This is a genomic window from Vibrio ziniensis (genome assembly GCF_011064285.1).
GTDB classification, from domain to species: Bacteria; Pseudomonadota; Gammaproteobacteria; order Enterobacterales; family Vibrionaceae; genus Vibrio; species Vibrio ziniensis.
Map to the genome: position 1 here is coordinate 1,376,691 of NZ_CP049331.1, position 16,257 is coordinate 1,392,947.

A 16,257-nucleotide genomic window follows, 5' to 3' on the forward strand; every position below is an offset into this window, starting at 1 on the left:
AATAAAAAGTTAAGAAGATATGACGGAAAAAGTAACTCTACCTGAACAAGTCTCTTCAGTATTGAAGGTGTTCAATATTCTGCATGCTTTAGGACAATCTAAAAAATGTGGTGTATCTGATTTATCGCAACGTCTCATGATGTCTAAAGCGAAAACCATTCATTTCCTCGAAACTATGATGAGCTTAGGCTACGTTACGAAAGATGGCGAGGAGTACTCTTTGACTCTAAAACTGTTCGAGCTTGGCGCAAGCCCCCTTGAATTCGTTAATTTAGAAGAACTTGCAGACAAAGAGATGGTGTTTATCTCGGATGTGATTGGTGAAGCAATTCATCTAGGAGTATTAGAAGGTGATTGCTTCGTACACACACATAAGATTGATGCGCAATATAACCTGATTACACATTCAGACATTGGTCGCCCGCGTCCTTTATACAGTACCGCGATTGGCAAGATGTTGCTTTCTGGCTTAGAAGACAGAGCAGTAAAAGCGCTTCTAAAAGATATCGAATTTATTAAGCACACGCCAAATACAATGGAAAACGTTGAGCAGGTTGTGGCAGCGTTGGCTCCAATTCGTAAACAGCATTATTCGGAAAGTATGGAAGAGCAAGAGCCGGGAATCCGCTGCCTCGCTGCACCTATCTATGACCGAATGGGTAACATTATTGCGGGTTTGTCGATTTCTACACCAACCATTCGTTACAACGAGACGCGTAAAGCAGAATGTATTCAACTGCTTCATGGCGCATGTCAGCGCATTTCAGCCCAGCTCGGATTCCATAAATATCCAGTGCCTGTGATGCAAGCTGAAGCAATCTAACTTATTTACTACTTCCCATTTATTAAAAAAGCCACCGTCGATAGAGGGTGGCTTTTACTTATCGAGTGTCTCGTAACAGGTTATTTAGTTAAACCTAACGCTTCATTCATCACGTGGAAGATGTAGTTTTGCTCAACCGCACCTTGGAAAAGGTAAGCTTGAGGACCACGAGCAAAGATAGCTACGTCTTCACCTGAGTGTGTTTCTGAATCCAACTTGATCATTGACTGTTGTAGGTAGTCGATGTTCATCACTTCTTCTTCAGTTGGGTTTGGACGATCTGCACCACCAGTTGCAACGGCTCCAGGACCGTTACCATAGTTCAATGTCGTGTAGTTTCTCCCGTATGCATCAACGCTTAGCTTACCGTTTGATTTTGATAAACCTAGGATAGGGTTACCACGGTCAGCATAGCCGTTAGAAATCAATGTGTGTGCATGGTCAGCAGTAACAATGATTAGCGTATCTTCTGGGTTAGTTTTATCAAGTGCAGCTTTGATTGCGTCATCGTAAGCTACAGTATCCCATAACGCACGAGCGGCATTGCCTTCGTGGTGAGCGTGGTCAATACGACCTGCTTCAACCATCAGAACGTAGCCGTCTTTGTTCTGAGCGAGAAGATCAATCGCTTTAGCCGTCATTTCAGCTAAAGATGGTTCATCACCTTTGCGATCAGCTTCGTATTGCATGTGGCTGCTTTCAAACAGACCGAATACTTTTTTTGCATCAGCTGGGATGCTCTCGAAACCTTTTTGGTCGTAAACGTATTGACCATCTGGGTGTTGAGCTTGCCATTTTTCAATGAGGTTCTGACCGTCTTTACGTTTACCTTTTTTACCTTCTGGATCGACGACATCGACAGGTAAGAATTCACGGCGACCGCCGCCAAATACGACATCCATACCGTTACCCTCGTTGAAGTTGATCAACTGCTGAGCGATATCCACACAGCCTTGATTCTTCGCGATGTTTGGCATTGTTGCGTCATTTTCCCAGTCTCGGTCGGCTGAGTGAGCGTAAGAGGTTGCTGGCGTTGCATGAGTGATACGAGCAGAAGAAACAACACCGACAGACATGCCTTTTTCAGCAGCCATTTCCCAGGCGGTTTTCGCTTCGTTACCTTTCACGGTGTTACAGAAACCACGTTGCACGTTGTCATCAACGCTAATCACGCCTTGTTTCGTTTTCACACCTGTTACCATCGCAGAAGCTGTACCCGCTGAATCTGGAGTTTGTGCGTTGGTATTGTAAGTTTTTGATAGAGCCATGTTTGGCATGCTTTCCATGCTTAGGCGATATTCTTCACCCATTAAACCACGGCGTTGACCTTCAAAAATTCGCGCAGCGGTAATGGTGCCAACACTCATACCATCACCAACGAACAAAATAACGTTCTTAGCGGGCTTATCAATCGGTAGGTTAGCTTTTGCTTTCGCGATATTTTCTTGTGCTTGCTTAAACCAAACATCATCTTTTTGCGGTGCAGAAACACCTGCTGTTTGGCTTTGAGAAGAACAACCTGCTAGGGCTGTCAAAATACCACTGACTAATAGAAGTTTTTTACTTTTCACGGGCATAGGCTCCAAATGTTTTTTCGAATTTCCATGTTGCTCAAAGGCTTAACAGAGTCCAATTACCCAATATCTTTGTGAATAATGCGTTACTGATGTATGAAGTTTTTATTATTGTCATATTACTGTCTTATGGAGCGGGTAGTTTTGGGGCTAACGATAACTAACGTATCTTTCTGATATCAATAGAATTACTGACAATGAAAACAATTCGATTAAAACGTTATGTAAGCATAGCGATAGTGGCAGTGTCGTTCGCGATGGGAAGTATCTCAACGGCTGCTGCACAACAAAAAACGACAGTACCCCGTTCAGATGTTATCACTCTCGACTGGATGGATTTGATTCCTGAAAATGAACGAAACGTGGCTTTGATGCCGAAAAAAGCACCAATCAACCATGAAAGCGATACGCCTCCGCAAAATTTGGCGGGTGGATTTCGTGATGATTTAGATGAAAAACAAGTGCGTATTCCGGGCTTTGTTATTCCCTTGGAAGGGAATGATGAAGTGGTGACTGAGCTACTCTTAGTCCCTTATTTCGGCGCTTGTATCCACGTTCCGCCACCGCCGCCTAATCAAATTATCTATGTGAAGTTTGAGAAAGGAGTACCCATCCAAGGCTTGTGGGATGTGGTTTACATTGTAGGGGAATTGAATGTTGAAATGGTTGAGTCAGATTTAGGGCAAGCCGGTTACCTGATTAACGGTGTTACGGTTGAAGCCTATAACGATTCAAGCTCATAATAGATTTTGATGCTCAATCATTTATTGTTAACACTTTGATTGCTAGCAAAGACATCTAAGTATAAGAAGGCCGCTGAGAGGAAGGAGTTACTCAGCGGCAAAAAATCAGCCTATTTAGGCGGGTGGTGCTCAATCCAATGGCGAGCGATTTGTTCACGAGTTGCAATCCAAACATCTTCGTGAGATTGCACGTAATCCAAAAACTTCTTCAGTGCCATAAAACGACTTGGTTTACCTATGATTCGGCAATGAAGACCAATCGACATCATTTTGGGCTTATCTCTGCCTTCTTCGTATAAGCAATCAAAGTTCTCTTTTAGATATTGGAAGAACTCCTCACCGTGACTAAAGCCATAAGGTGAAGAAAAACGCATGTCGTTGGTATCTAGAGTGTATGGAATCACTAGATGTGGTCTGATTTCACCTGGTTTTTGGCTGTTTGGTACTTCTGTCCAGAATGGCAGGTCATCACCATAGTAATCGGAGTCGTAGAGGATGCCATTTTGCTCTGCAACTAATTCACGGGTGTTGGGTGAATCTCGCCCGGTATACCAACCAATAGGGCGTTTCCCTGTTAAACGTTCAATGATATCGAGCGCTTGCTTCATGTGCTCGCGTTCTTTCTTGATCGGCATATTTTGATAGTGAATCCACTTTAAACCGTGGCACACAATCTCATGCCCATCTTCGATAATGGCTTTTGTCACTTCCGGATTGCGTTCCAAAGCAGTCGCGATGCCGAAAACAGTTAACGGCAGTTCGCGCTTTTTAAATTCATTGAGGATTCGCCATACACCTGCACGTGAACCATATTCATATAGTGATTCCATACTCATATGGCGAGTAGGGTAAGCTTCTGCGCCTGCTATTTCTGATAAGAAAATTTCGGAGTGTGAATCTCCGTGTAGAACGCAATTTTCACCGCCTTCTTCGTAGTTAAGTACAAACTGAACGGCAATTTTGGCATCGTTAGGCCAGTTGGCATCTGGAACGTTATCGCGTCCATAACCAACGTAATCACGAGGATTAAATTCTTCCATGTTAACTTCCTTTTTAACGCATTCTTCTTTTTATATTGTTCTTGTGGATATAAAGATCAGAGTTAATTTGTCACAGGGTTGATCAATGATGGAACGTCGAATTAGGCAAACAGTTTTCCAAAATCCACATGTGTGTCCTGTTTGCCAGTTAGTGAAATGGATGCTTTCAAATGCACTAGGTGGTGGCGCATCCAATGCTGAGCTTCACTAACTAACCCTCTGTCGAGTAAATCAACTAGGCTCATATGATCGCCACAGTCGCAATTGACACTTTCACGACTGCCATAAGCTGCGATCACCAATGAAGAGCGGTAACACAGCTGTTCAACAAATTCTGCGAGCACAAGGTTGTTACCCACGCGGGCTAATTCATAGTGGAACTTAGCCGTGAGCTGAATCGCTTGCGCAACTTCGCCATTGAGATTAGCTTGTTTTTCTAGCTCAACCATTGTGCGGAACTGTTGTGATAACTTGTCGTTCCAATTCTCGCTGATTGCTGGAATCAACAAAGGCTCGAGCAAGATTCGGCTATCCCAAACTTCGGAGGCTTCTCTGCGGCTTGGTCGATTTACTTGCGCGCCTTTATTCGGTTGAATAACAACAAAGCGCTCTAATGCTAATCGTTGCAGCACCTTGCGAATACCTGTACGGCTGACACCAAATGCTTCAGACAGTTTGTCTTCAGGAAGGCGCTCGCCTGGCGGTAGTTGGTGTTCAACAATGGCCTTTAGCATTTTTTGATAAATGATATCGTCGTTAGACATGTGGAACTCTCTAATTACGGTTGTATACAAAGCGGTAGTGCAATATGTATACCAAACAGTCTTTTATTGTTTTCAGTGCGCAGCAGCGATACTTAGGTTGATAATGCATTGTCTTATTGCACTAAGATGCAGCATTTGTTCGACTCTGGTGCATAAAACTGTGTGTACAATATTCAGTAAGCTAGTGATATGGTAGCTTGTGAGTTTGGCACACTACTTGTATTTATAATTGTATACAATTGACGTAATTAAAAGCTTACATGGATATGTAGGGATTATTTAAAGAGCAGACACAATACTATGAATGTAATCGATAAGTTGAAAAAGGAATGGTTTCTCGTTGGCATGGTCGTCGCCATCGCTTTAGCAACGGTGAGCTCGGATGTGGGTAAATCAGGGGGATGGATTCATCTTGATATGCTTACCGGTGTCGGTGTGGCGATTGTTTTCTTCCTCCATGGCTTAGGGCTTTCTCCACAAGCTATTAAAGCCGGTATGACGAATTGGCGTCTGCATTTGTATATTCAAGCGGCGACTTTCGTTGTCTACCCGTTATTGTGGGTGATCTTTGGTGAAGCGTTTATGGCGTATATGCCAGCCGCTTTAGCATTTGGTTTCTGCTATCTACTCGTGCTGCCAAGCACAATTTCTTCTTCTGTTACAATGACCAGCGTAGGTAAAGGTAACGTACCGGGCGCAATTTTCAATGCATCGTTATCGAGCATTATCGGCGTAGTGATCACACCATTCTTAATTCAACTCTTTATGGGTGTTGAAGGGGTAGAACTTGACTTAATGGCTTCGGTTTTATCCATTGCTAAGTTGCTGCTTCTGCCAATGATCGTCGGTCAAATTCTTCGTCCATATCTTGTTGATTGGATCTCTAAACACAAAGGTGCGGTGGGCAAAGTCGATAAGTACGTGATTTTAGCTATTGTTTACAACGCGTTCTGTGATTCAGTAGAAAACGGCATCTGGAGTGAGTTCTCTATTGGGCTACTTGCGACTTCAATAGCGATTTGTTTGCTGATTCTGTTGTTTATGGTGCATTTAATTCAGTGGGGTGCTCGTCGCGTTAAATTCGAACTTCCAGATGAAGTGGCTTCGGTATTCTGTGGCACTAAGAAAACACTGGCTGCGGGAATCCCGATGGCAAAAGTGATTTTTGGAACCGATCCTACACTCGGCATGATCTTATTGCCTATCATGCTTTACCACCCAATCCAGATTTTCTACTGTGCAATATTAGCAAATCGCTATGCGCGCCAACATGAAGGTGCAGCTGTGACGAATTAGTCATTAAGAATATGAAGTTTAGTCGTTAATAAATAGAAAGATAAAAGGAAGTAAAATGACTAAGGATAGTCGAGTCTATTGCTCTCAAGGGCCAGAACAATTACCTGCCAAAGAACGCGGAAGCTTAAGCGGAAAACATTTTGTTTTTAAAGACTTGTTTGATGTTAAAGGCTATAAAACTGGAGCAGGAAATCCTCAATGGTTGGCGACGCATGCTTGTGCGCCAACCACATCTTCATTAATCTCTAAGCTGCTCAATAACGGTGCCGAGTGTGTCGGACGTGTACAAACCGATGAACTGGCATACAGCCTAAATGGACAGAACATCCACTACGGCACACCAATAAACCCTGTTGCGCCAGATTGCATTCCTGGAGGCTCGTCCAGTGGCAGTGCTGTTGCCGTGGCAAACAGTGAATGTGATTTCTCAATCGGCACGGACACCGGCGGATCTGTACGAGTACCTGCCAGTTATTGTGGTTTGTTTGGTCTTCGACCAACACTCGGTTCGCTTGATCTTCACGCGTGCTTTGAACTATCGAAAAGTTTCGATACCGCAGGCATTTTCAGTCGCGAGTTACCATTGCTGCGCAAAGTTTGGCGTGTGTTGTCTGGTTCAAAATCAGAAAGTCGCAGTGCAACTCATCTCTACTTAGATAACCAGTGTGCACAAGTACTCAGTGAAGAACGCCTGGCTCGTTTAATAAGTTGGTGTGACCAAGCTGAGATTGAGTTAGGGCGTGGTGATGTCTTGCAGGAGAATGGTTGGCAATTAAGCGATCTCAGCTTGTTGTTCAGAACTATCCAAGGCTACGACATTATCCAAAAACATGGATTATGGCTTGAACAACATGGTGACAGTTTAGACCCTGCAATTTTGGAGAGAGTAAAATGGTCTCGTACCATTTCTGAGCAGGATTATTTGCAGGCGTTGGATAAGCAGTCCGAATTCCGTGAGCTTATTACTTACCATCTAACCGAATATGCGCTTGCTTGGGCAATTCCAACCACACCATCAGGTCCGCCAGCGTTGACTATGAGTGGCGAAGCACTGGCGACTTACCGAACTCAGCTAATGGGTTTAACCAGTATTGCAGGTCTAAGTGGATTGCCTCAATTACATCTGCCAATGCAAGGATTGCAAGAAGGCCCATGCGGAGTATCCGTTATGGGCTTATCGAATCGAGAAGAAGACCTAATGACGACGGGTGAAAAGCTGATTCAAGGAGAAAGTAAATGAAATATCAAACTGCTTTTACCGCTCCACACTATAAGGCTGCACAAGTAGGTCAAAAGATCCTCGATCAAGGCGGCACTGCAAGCGAGGCAATGGTTGCGGCGGCGGCGATGATTGCTGTGCAATATCCTCATATGAATAGCATTGGTGGTGACAGCTTCTGGTTGATCGCCAAACAAGGCCAAACTCCGGTTGCCATTGACGGTTGTGGTGCGGCTGCAATGAATGTCGATGTTGAGCACTACCGTAGTCAAGGAGCAGAACTTCCAGAATTTGGCGGTCAGGCTGCGATTACCATGGCTGGTACAGTTTCGGCTTGGCAAAAAGCACTAGAGCTTGATTCAACCAACCTCAGTTTGCATACCTTGTTAGACCCAGCGATCATCGCGGCGCAGCAGGGTGTTGAAGTTACTCAAAGTTTAGTGAATGCCAGTGAGAAAACATTCGGTCGTTTAGCGCAACTCAAGTCATTTGCAGAAAACTTTCTCAAGGACGGAAAAACACTGACAGTGGGTGACATTGTCACTAACCAAGCGTTGGCAAACACTCTTAAAACTCTTACTGAAAATGGGTTAGATGATTTCTATCGTGGAGAGATAGCAAAAAGTGCTGCCGCTGAGTTGGCACAAGCCGGAAGCCCCATTTCGTTAGACGATTTCGAGCAACATCAAGCCAAAGTAATGGCTCCTTTATCGGTAGAAACATCGAAAGGTAAGCTTTACAACTTTGGCGCGCCAACCCAAGGTGTCGCATCACTACTTATATTGGCGATATACGATCGATTAGCATCACAAGCTCAAAGCGAAGTTGACCATATACATCTCTTGGTTGAAGCAACCAAACAAGCCTTCATCATTCGAGATAAAGAAGTGTGTGATGAGGAATATCTGACTCAACCACTGCAAGAGTGGCTGAACGATTCAGTGATTGAGCGTTGCACTGCAGAAGTCTCAATGGAACAGGCATTGCCGTGGCCGCATCAGGCACAACCGGGTGACACTATCTGGATGGGAGCAACCGACCAATACGGCACTATGGTCAGTTTCATTCAAAGTATTTATTGGGAGTTTGGCACTGGTGTTGTGCTGCCATCCACAGGCATTTTGTGGAATATCCGTTCAAAAAGTTTCTCGTTAGATGCTAAGCATCACAACGTGCTAGCGGGCGGTAAAAAGCCGTTCCACACATTGAACCCTGCATATGCGGAACTAGCTGATGATCGACGTATGGTTTACGGAACCATGGGTGGTGAAGGGCAACCTCAAACTCAAGCCTGTTTGTTTAGTCGCTACCACTATCAAGGATATGCACTGGATGAAGCAGTTGCACTTCCGAGATGGTTGTTAGGACGCACTTGGGGGGATTCAACCAACAACTTACGCCTTGAAGAATCTCTCTATCAGCAATATGGCGAACAACTGAAACAAAGAGGTCACGATGTTACTTACGTGGCGGATAACAACGAATTAATGGGACACGCTGGCGCTATCATTATTGATACGCATGGAAAAGCCTCGGCGACCAGTGATCCTCGTAGCGATGGAACTTATTTACTTGGAGAATAAAATGACAGCCCATAATGAATTGCATTCAACTGGCAACTTATTTGAAACGCTTAACCCGCCACAACGTCTGCTTATGGGGCCTGGGCCAATCAATGCGTACCCACGCGTGCATCAAGCGATTTCGCAATCCCTGATTGGTCAGTACGACCCTGTAATGACAGGCTATATGAACCAAGTGCAGTCGCTGTATCGTGGCGTGTTTTTTACTAATAACCAACAAACTATGCTGGTGGATGGTACGGCTCGTTCTGGTATTGAAGCGGTATTAGTTTCGGTTCTTCAGCCGGGTGACAAAGTGTTGGTTCCTGTCATTGGTCGTTTTGGTCATCTGCTATGTGAGATAGCGCAACGTGTAGGTGCAGTCGTTAAAACGATCGATATTGAATGGGGTGAAGTATGTCCTGCTGAAAAAGTTGAGCAGGCGATCAAATCCTTCAATCCAAAATTGGTGGCGACGGTTCAGGGTGACACATCCACGACCATGAATCAGCCATTGCAAGAAATCGGCGAGGTTTGTCTGCGTCATGGCGTGCTTTTTTACTGTGATGCTACCGCTTCAATTGCGGGTAACGATCTTAAGGTGGATGAATGGCACTTAGACGCGGTATCAGCAGGTTTGCAAAAGTGTCTTGGCGGGCCTTCTGGTTCTGCGCCAATTACTATAAGTGACCGTTGTGCGGCACTGATTAATCGTCGCAAACATGTTGAAGCAGGTATTCGTGCCGATCACCACACTCAAGGTGAGGATGCGATGATTCAATCGAACTATTTCGATTTAGCGATGATCATGGATTATTGGGGACCAGAGCGCCTGAACCACCATACAGAGGCGACCAGCATGCTTTATGCCGCTCGTGAGTGTGCGCGAATCTTCCTTGAAGAAGGTCCAGAAAAGGTTATCGCGCGTCATAAGCAAGCCGGTGATGCAATGGCCGCTGGATTACGTGCGATGGGACTTGAGTTATTTGGTAATCAAGCATACAAGATGAACAACGTGGTGGGTGTCTACATTCCTGCGAATGTGAATGGTGATGCTGTTCGATTAGAGCTTCTAAACCGTTTTGGTATCGAAATCGGCACTTCATTTGGTCCGCTACATGGCAAGATCTGGCGTATAGGCACTATGGGCTATAACGCTCGTCAAGAATGCGTGCTTTCTACTTTGGCCGCTTTAGAATCGATGCTGATCAAGCACAAAGCGAAAATAGACCCAGGTCAAGCTGTTGCTGCGGCAATGGAATTTTATCAATAGTGGGAGTGTTATGACTGTTTTTATTGAAATGGACACACAAAGTCGCGCGATGCGACTGATGGAGCAATCTGATGTTCTTGCTTCATTTAGTGAGAGTGAAACGGGCTTAACACGAGCGTATTTAACACCACAACATCGTGCTGCGCATGACCAATTAGCATTATGGATGCAGCAAGCGGGCTTAGAAACTTGGCAAGACAGTGTGGGTAATCAGTGGGGCAGAAAAGTCTCGCCAAATCCAACTAAGCCAACGCTGATTTTAGGCTCTCATAGCGATACGGTAGTGAATGCGGGTAAATATGACGGTAACTTAGGTGTCTTGCTCGCCATTGAAACACTGGCAGCTCTACGTGGAGAAACCTTTCCATTTCACATCGATGTTGTCGCTTTTGCTGACGAAGAAGGCACACGGTTTAACACCACGTTAATTGGTTCGAGTTCCGTTGCTGGCTGCTTTAATTCTAATTGGTTACAAGTGGCTGACGCTAACGGTGTCACTATGACCCAAGCGATGCGAGAGTTTGGACTTGATCCTGAGAAAGCGGGCAGTGATGCACGTAAAGCGCAAGATGTGCTGGCTTACTTAGAAGCGCATATTGAGCAAGGCCCCGTACTTGAAGCAGAAAACCTAGCGGTGGGCGTGGTCACTGGTATTGCCGGTGCAAAACGTTTTCAATGTGAAGTGACAGGTATGGCTGGTCACGCTGGAACAGTGCCAGTGCGCCTACGTCAAGATGCGATGACCGGTGCTGCCGAGATGATTCTGGCGATTGAAAAGCTGGCTAAAGATCAAGGCGTGGTTGCCACTGTGGGTAAGTGTGAAATCATTTCCGGCGCGGTGAATGTGATTGCTGGCAAAGTGAAGTTTACGATTGATATTCGTAGCGCGTCACAGTCCGCGTTAGAAACCGCGACTTATGAAATGCTAGAGCAACTGAAACATATCGCTCAACAGCGCAAGCTTACTTTTGACTGTGAAAACATCTATAAAGCGAAAGCCGTTCAATGCAGCAATAAGCTGCAACAGAAATGGGCTTATGTGGTCGAGAGAGTCACCAATTCATCGGCTCGCTTTCTACCAAGTGGAGCAGGACATGACGCTATGGTGATGGCGGAACTGACAGACACCGGAATGCTATTTATTCGTTGCGAAAAGGGCATCAGCCATAACCCAAGAGAGCAGGTTCTGACGTCCGATGTTGAGATTGGTTTGGCGTGTTTTATCGAGATGATTAGAAGCTTTCGATGACTTAAGATATGTTCTTCTGGATTACATTACGCGACTCTTATCTAAGAATTTAATCTTATGCAAAAGGCCTTATTATTTATCTTGTTGTTGCTTTCTGGGTGTGTCAATTATGGTATACCAGAACTTCAATGTCCTTCGAATGACGTTAAGAAAAGCCCGCAATACTATAGATTTAGTGATTTATCACAAATAAATGATTGGGGGCATCATTATAGCTATCCATACTCTGCACAAATTGTTTCAGATCCTATGGATGATAGTAATAAAGTGCTACGTGTCGAAATCAGAGAAGGCGATACATATCGGACATATACAGGAGAACGGCACAGAGCGGAAATTTATGAAGCTTACAAAGCGAATTTTAATCAGCTCACACACTATTCTTTTCGTGTTTTGATTCCTGATGAATGGCAATTTGTAGATGTACGCTCTTTGATCGCGCAGTGGCATGCAACACCAGATAGGCACTTAGGAGAAATCAGTAGGAGTCCTAATTTGGGGATTGAACTCCGCAACGACAGATTTGTAATTCGGGGACAGGCGAGTCAAGTTCCAGTCAATACTGATAATAAGAAGGGAATGCAGCGTAAAACTCATTATGTAAGTGAACCAATAAAGAGAAATTTTTGGTATCAGTTTGATGTCGTTGTGAATTGGAGTTATGAGGAAAATGGTGTAATACAAATTAGTATTAATAGCGAACCAGTTGTAAATTTTAACGGTGCAACCAGCTATTACGATTGTATTGGACCTTATTTTAAAATGGGCATATATCGTGACGATACGCCGAAAACGTTTGTGATTTATTTTGATGATTATCAGCGTAATATTTTATAAATCTAAAACGACTAGCCAACCTTAATCCAGTAAATTAAGGCTGGCTAGTCGTTTGATTATGAAGTTGTTCTAATTAACTTATATCTTCTGCTTCAACGAGTTGAGCGGTTTTCTCTTCATAAGCGTGCTCAAACGCTTTAAGACGTTTGTAGATGGAAAGCAGTTCAACAATCGTCGTCCACGAGTTCACTAAGTACTGGAATGAGTTTTCAACTTGGTTAAATGCGTTCATGATTCGTTGCATCACGCCGAGCGTAAACGCGCCTGCAACGATTGAAGGTGCTAGGGCAATAAACGGAATAAACGCACCAAACTGCAAGTATCCGTAACGAATTACGTTAAAGTATACATAGTGCATATAAAGCTTGAAGTAGTTTTGGCGAACATTGCCAAACAGTTCTTCCAGTGTTAGTGGGTGTGCACGGTCTTCGTAGTCTTCTCCATAAACCAATTCTTTACGATAAGCAGCTTCAACTTTCTGGTTGTTGAACTCTAGTCCCGGTAGTTTGATACCAGCGAAAGCAAGCAACACGGTACCAAAAATGGACCAAATTATAGCAACGAAAACCAATGCTTGAGGAACTTCACCGACGAACGGTAGAGTAGTGACATAGCCCGATAATCCCCATAAAATTGGCAGGAAGGCAATCAGTGTCATCACTGAATTCAGTAGGCGAACACCTAAACTCTCCATAATGCTGGCGAAACGCATGGTGTCTTCCTGAATACGCTGAGCCGCACCTTCAATGTGACGAACATGTTCCCATCTTGCGGTGTAATGTTCAGTCATCGCAGTACGCCAACGAAAAACAAAATGGCTGACGAAAAACGCGTTACCCACTGCCACCATGATAGCAATCATCAGTAGAACCATAACCGTTGAAAGTTCTGAATAAAACTCAGCAAGGGTAATACTGTTTGGTGCTGTGAGTGCTTTTTGAATCAGATTATAAAAATCCCCGTACCACTCATTCAGCATTACGCTCACTTCAACTTGGAACCAGGTGATAAATACAATCAGACCAGAGCCAAGAACTGACCATTTTGCCCACTTTTGTCCGCCGAGTATCATCCAACCGCCAATAAATAATGCGTAACACACGGTCATAAACTGATATAGCCAAGCATTGATGGCGGTTTCCGTTGACGCTTGAAACTCAGCGGTGGCAGCGTCGCTTGCACCTTCAGTCAGAGCCGATGGGTAATCAATGCCGAAAACATGAGCCAAGCTGAGATGAGGACCGAGGTCTTCAATAACGGTGTACCAGCCAATAACACAAACGAGAGCCCAAAAAACAAAGCTCAGAAAAAACAATTTGGGTTTTGGGAAAAAAGAACTAAACACGGCATCTTCCTTTTGATGACAAAACGCTACACCCATCTTTCAAGAATTTGAGTGAGGGTATCTTTAATATCAGTATATTACTGACCGCATAAAATACGATTAGTTTTATACACATCCTAATTAAAACCATTTTAGACGCGGCCAGATTTGTAAAAGAACTATTAATTGGTCGTAATGAGTATTTTATCCTTGAAACGCTCTTTCTTACTCTCTCAATCTGTTTTAGTATCAGAAAACTAAGTATTGGACATGCATCTCACATCGCCAGCCCAGACTTAACGGACTTATCTTTAGTAGTAATTTATTTGTAGGAAAACATATGGCGGCTTTTGGTACTGTATTTATGCCTAAGATGGCATTAGCAACATTCGAAAATAATCAATGGTCAGACGCAGAAATCGTAGCTTCTGACAGCATCTCGCTTCATCCAGGTGCTCACGTCTTGCACTATTCAAGTACGTGTTTTGAAGGTTTAAAAGCATTCCGTCACGAAGATGGTAGCGTGCACGTCTTTCGAATGGACCAAAACGTCAACCGTTTCGCACAAAGCAGTAAACTGCTTTCTCTACCAGAAGTGAATAAAGAACAACTTTCAAAGATGATCGTTGATGTTGTTGCTGAGTTCGCTTCAGAAGTACCTGCTCCTCCAGGTTCTATGTACATTCGTCCAACACACATTGGTACTGAAGCGGCTGTGGGTAAAGCAGCTGCCCCATCTCTTTCATCTATGATGTATGTGCTACTCTCTCCAGTGGGTGACTACTTCGCTGGTGGCGCAAGTGCGCTGCGTCTTCTACTTGACGAAACAGGTCAACGTTGTGCGCCGCATATGGGTATGATCAAGAGTGGTGGCAACTACGCAAGTGCTCTCTCTCCGACACTAGAAGCAAAAGCAAAATACAAAGCTGACCAAGTTCTGTTCTGTCCAAACGGCTACATTACAGAAACAGGTGCTGCAAACTTCCTTTTGGTTGATGGCAACGAAATCATTACTAAAGCTTTGGATTCAAGCTTCCTACACGGTGTAACTCGCTCAAGTATCCTGACTATCGCTAAAGATCTAGGCATGACAGTAAGCGAGCGCGAAGTTTCTGTAGAAGAACTTCTAGAGCGCGCTGCAAAACCGGGTGTAGAAGCGATGCTTTCTGGTACAGCTGCGGTACTAACATCTGTAGGTACATTTATCCACAACGGTGAAGATGTGAAAGTAGGCAGCGGTGAAGTTGGTCCTATTGCGCAGAAACTTCGTCAAGCACTGAACGATATTCAGTGGGGCAAAGCACCTGACACTCACAACTGGCTAACTAAGATTGCTTAATTAAATCTGGTTATTAGATACAAAAAGCCAGCGCTAGTTATAACGCTGGCTTTTTTGATCCTATCTGCTCTATAACCCGATCAAACTCAATTCTATGAGTCTCCCCCGATTCAACACTGCTTGCATTATTATTGTAGAAAATTGATATTCGAAACTCTTATTCCCATCCCAGATGAAACGGTCACTTGCGTTACTAAAGTCAAATAAGAGCATCTTGATGTTGATTTTATGTTAATTGAAAGGCAAAGTGCTCCCCGCTACACCATAGCTCCGTTAAGTTTAAGTGCCAAATTTAGGTCGGAACTCGAAACTTATATAAACCTATAAGGAATTAAGATGATGCATAAATTGGCGATAGTTATATTTGTCATGATTTCTATTCAAGGCTGCTCCTCCGTGACAAGCGAAACTTTTGGTTCATTTAAACGTTCATTGAACAGTAAGTCATACGGCTATCAAGTGGTTGAAGACCCGATTGACCATAACAATAGGTCCCAAGTTGATTACTTTGAAGTGCGAGATGGAGATTGTTCGAGTACGTCAGGGTGGAACGATTGTAGCAATGATCGTGAACGTAGTGAGTTGATGCAACGATCTGGATACCAAGTTAACGGTAGTGAATATTGGTACGCTTGGGAGATTTTCTTTCCTGATGATTACAACAGTATTTTCCCTAGTAAAACTGTGTTGGGTCAGTTTCATCAAGTTAATGGTTCTCCAGTTTTTCTATTCCAAAACCAAAGTTTTAATGTAAGAGACTGGTCGACGATTTCGCAGGGAGGCTATCACCTTGATCGTCAGCTCAAGGGTGAAACCCAGAAATTTTGGGAGCTTATACCTGAAGAAAATCTACGTGGTAAATGGCATCGAATCGAATTACATGTGAAATGGTCTCGAGAAAAAGACGGTTTCTTCCATGTTTGGGTAAATAACGAAAAAATGGCTGGCTACTATGGCCCAACAATGGACAAGTCTCAAGTCTATTTCAAATATGGTATTTATCGTAGTTTCGTATCCCGATATAAGGATGTAAACAAAGCGGACGTTGTTCCAACACAGAAGGTTTACTATCGAAATGTTGCTCGTGGATATAGCAGAGATTCCATTCAGCCAAAGCAGCTTCTTTCTGTGCAGACGTCTGAAATTGATTTAAAAGCTACTAACTAGCAATTTTATAAACAAAAAAACCAGCGATGAGCGCTGGCTTTTTCTTT

14 protein-coding genes are annotated in these 16,257 nt (G+C 43.9%); 10 read left to right on the plus strand and 4 right to left on the minus strand.

The window, feature by feature from the left end:
* Positions 1 to 19 precede the first annotated feature (19 nt).
* Positions 20 to 823, plus strand: coding sequence for a DNA-binding transcriptional regulator KdgR (gene kdgR, locus G5S32_RS06300; protein WP_165311210.1), 804 nt, complete (start codon positions 20 to 22; stop codon positions 821 to 823).
* Positions 824 to 903: 80 nt separating this feature from the next.
* Here the strand turns inward: kdgR and G5S32_RS06305 are convergent, their stop codons facing one another.
* A complete protein-coding gene (locus tag G5S32_RS06305; protein ID WP_246201064.1) occupies positions 904 to 2,394 on the minus strand; it encodes an alkaline phosphatase family protein in 1,491 nt (496 codons plus the stop codon).
* A 260-nt stretch (positions 2,395 to 2,654) separates the two neighbouring features.
* Here G5S32_RS06305 and G5S32_RS06310 point away from each other — a divergent pair, with 260 nt between their 5' ends.
* A complete protein-coding gene (locus tag G5S32_RS06310; protein ID WP_246201082.1) occupies positions 2,655 to 3,140 on the plus strand; it encodes a DUF3299 domain-containing protein in 486 nt (161 codons plus the stop codon).
* 110 nt (positions 3,141 to 3,250) lie between these two features.
* Here the strand turns inward: G5S32_RS06310 and puuE are convergent, their stop codons facing one another.
* Positions 3,251 to 4,180, minus strand: coding sequence for an allantoinase PuuE (gene puuE / locus G5S32_RS06315; RefSeq protein WP_165311213.1), 930 nt, complete (start codon positions 4,178 to 4,180; stop codon positions 3,251 to 3,253).
* Between the two features lie 101 nt (positions 4,181 to 4,281).
* The gene (locus tag G5S32_RS06320; RefSeq protein ID WP_165311214.1) at positions 4,282 to 4,944 is read right to left on the minus strand and encodes a GntR family transcriptional regulator; all 663 of its coding nucleotides are present in this window, start codon (positions 4,942 to 4,944) and stop codon (positions 4,282 to 4,284) included.
* Positions 4,945 to 5,244: 300 nt separating this feature from the next.
* On the opposite strand from G5S32_RS06320, the gene G5S32_RS06325 reads away from it, so the two are divergent.
* From G5S32_RS06325 to G5S32_RS06350, 6 genes are read left to right on the plus strand one after another with little or no spacing between them, the layout of a single operon-like run.
* Positions 5,245 to 6,240 (plus strand): bile acid:sodium symporter family protein, encoded by a 996-nt coding sequence (locus G5S32_RS06325; protein WP_165311215.1) that lies wholly within the window; start codon positions 5,245 to 5,247, stop codon positions 6,238 to 6,240.
* Positions 6,241 to 6,295: 55 nt separating this feature from the next.
* A complete protein-coding gene (locus G5S32_RS06330) occupies positions 6,296 to 7,480 on the plus strand; it encodes an amidase (RefSeq protein ID WP_165311216.1) in 1,185 nt (394 codons plus the stop codon).
* The gene (locus tag G5S32_RS06335) at positions 7,477 to 9,042 is read left to right on the plus strand and encodes a gamma-glutamyltransferase family protein (protein ID WP_165311217.1); all 1,566 of its coding nucleotides are present in this window, start codon (positions 7,477 to 7,479) and stop codon (positions 9,040 to 9,042) included. Before G5S32_RS06330 ends, G5S32_RS06335 begins: the two co-directional genes overlap by 4 nt.
* A gap of 1 nt (position 9,043) precedes the next feature.
* Positions 9,044 to 10,294, plus strand: coding sequence for a pyridoxal-phosphate-dependent aminotransferase family protein (locus G5S32_RS06340; RefSeq protein WP_165311218.1), 1,251 nt, complete (start codon positions 9,044 to 9,046; stop codon positions 10,292 to 10,294).
* Positions 10,295 to 10,304: 10 nt separating this feature from the next.
* Positions 10,305 to 11,543: an allantoate amidohydrolase gene (locus G5S32_RS06345; protein WP_165311219.1), complete on the plus strand. Its 1,239-nt coding sequence runs from the start codon at positions 10,305 to 10,307 to the stop codon at positions 11,541 to 11,543.
* A 57-nt stretch (positions 11,544 to 11,600) separates the two neighbouring features.
* Positions 11,601 to 12,380 (plus strand): polysaccharide lyase family 20 protein, encoded by a 780-nt coding sequence (locus G5S32_RS06350; protein ID WP_165311220.1) that lies wholly within the window; start codon positions 11,601 to 11,603, stop codon positions 12,378 to 12,380.
* A 73-nt stretch (positions 12,381 to 12,453) separates the two neighbouring features.
* Here the strand turns inward: G5S32_RS06350 and sbmA are convergent, their stop codons facing one another.
* Positions 12,454 to 13,725, minus strand: a complete 1,272-nt coding sequence (gene sbmA, locus G5S32_RS06355) for a peptide antibiotic transporter SbmA (RefSeq protein WP_165311221.1) — start codon at positions 13,723 to 13,725, stop codon at positions 12,454 to 12,456.
* 319 nt (positions 13,726 to 14,044) lie between these two features.
* Between sbmA and G5S32_RS06360 the strand changes: the two genes are divergently transcribed.
* Positions 14,045 to 15,043 (plus strand): branched-chain amino acid aminotransferase, encoded by a 999-nt coding sequence (locus G5S32_RS06360; protein ID WP_102942077.1) that lies wholly within the window; start codon positions 14,045 to 14,047, stop codon positions 15,041 to 15,043.
* A gap of 336 nt (positions 15,044 to 15,379) precedes the next feature.
* Positions 15,380 to 16,210 carry a heparin lyase I family protein gene (locus G5S32_RS06365; protein WP_165311222.1) on the plus strand — a complete coding sequence of 277 codons (831 nt, stop codon included), beginning with the start codon at positions 15,380 to 15,382 and terminating at the stop codon, positions 16,208 to 16,210.
* Positions 16,211 to 16,257 lie beyond the last annotated feature (47 nt).

Coding starts and splice junctions, on each gene's coding strand:
- kdgR (WP_165311210.1), top strand. CDS start 20: ATGACGGAAAAAGTAACTCTACCTGAACAAGTCTCTTCAGTATTGAAG.
- G5S32_RS06310 (WP_246201082.1), top strand. CDS start 2,655: ATGGGAAGTATCTCAACGGCTGCTGCACAACAAAAAACGACAGTACCC.
- puuE (WP_165311213.1), bottom strand. CDS start 4,180: ATGGAAGAATTTAATCCTCGTGATTACGTTGGTTATGGACGCGATAAC.
- G5S32_RS06320 (WP_165311214.1), bottom strand. CDS start 4,944: ATGTCTAACGACGATATCATTTATCAAAAAATGCTAAAGGCCATTGTT.
- G5S32_RS06325 (WP_165311215.1), top strand. CDS start 5,245: ATGAATGTAATCGATAAGTTGAAAAAGGAATGGTTTCTCGTTGGCATG.
- G5S32_RS06330 (WP_165311216.1), top strand. CDS start 6,296: ATGACTAAGGATAGTCGAGTCTATTGCTCTCAAGGGCCAGAACAATTA.
- G5S32_RS06335 (WP_165311217.1), top strand. CDS start 7,477: ATGAAATATCAAACTGCTTTTACCGCTCCACACTATAAGGCTGCACAA.
- G5S32_RS06340 (WP_165311218.1), top strand. CDS start 9,044: ATGACAGCCCATAATGAATTGCATTCAACTGGCAACTTATTTGAAACG.
- G5S32_RS06345 (WP_165311219.1), top strand. CDS start 10,305: ATGACTGTTTTTATTGAAATGGACACACAAAGTCGCGCGATGCGACTG.
- G5S32_RS06350 (WP_165311220.1), top strand. CDS start 11,601: ATGCAAAAGGCCTTATTATTTATCTTGTTGTTGCTTTCTGGGTGTGTC.
- G5S32_RS06360 (WP_102942077.1), top strand. CDS start 14,045: ATGGCGGCTTTTGGTACTGTATTTATGCCTAAGATGGCATTAGCAACA.
- G5S32_RS06365 (WP_165311222.1), top strand. CDS start 15,380: ATGATGCATAAATTGGCGATAGTTATATTTGTCATGATTTCTATTCAA.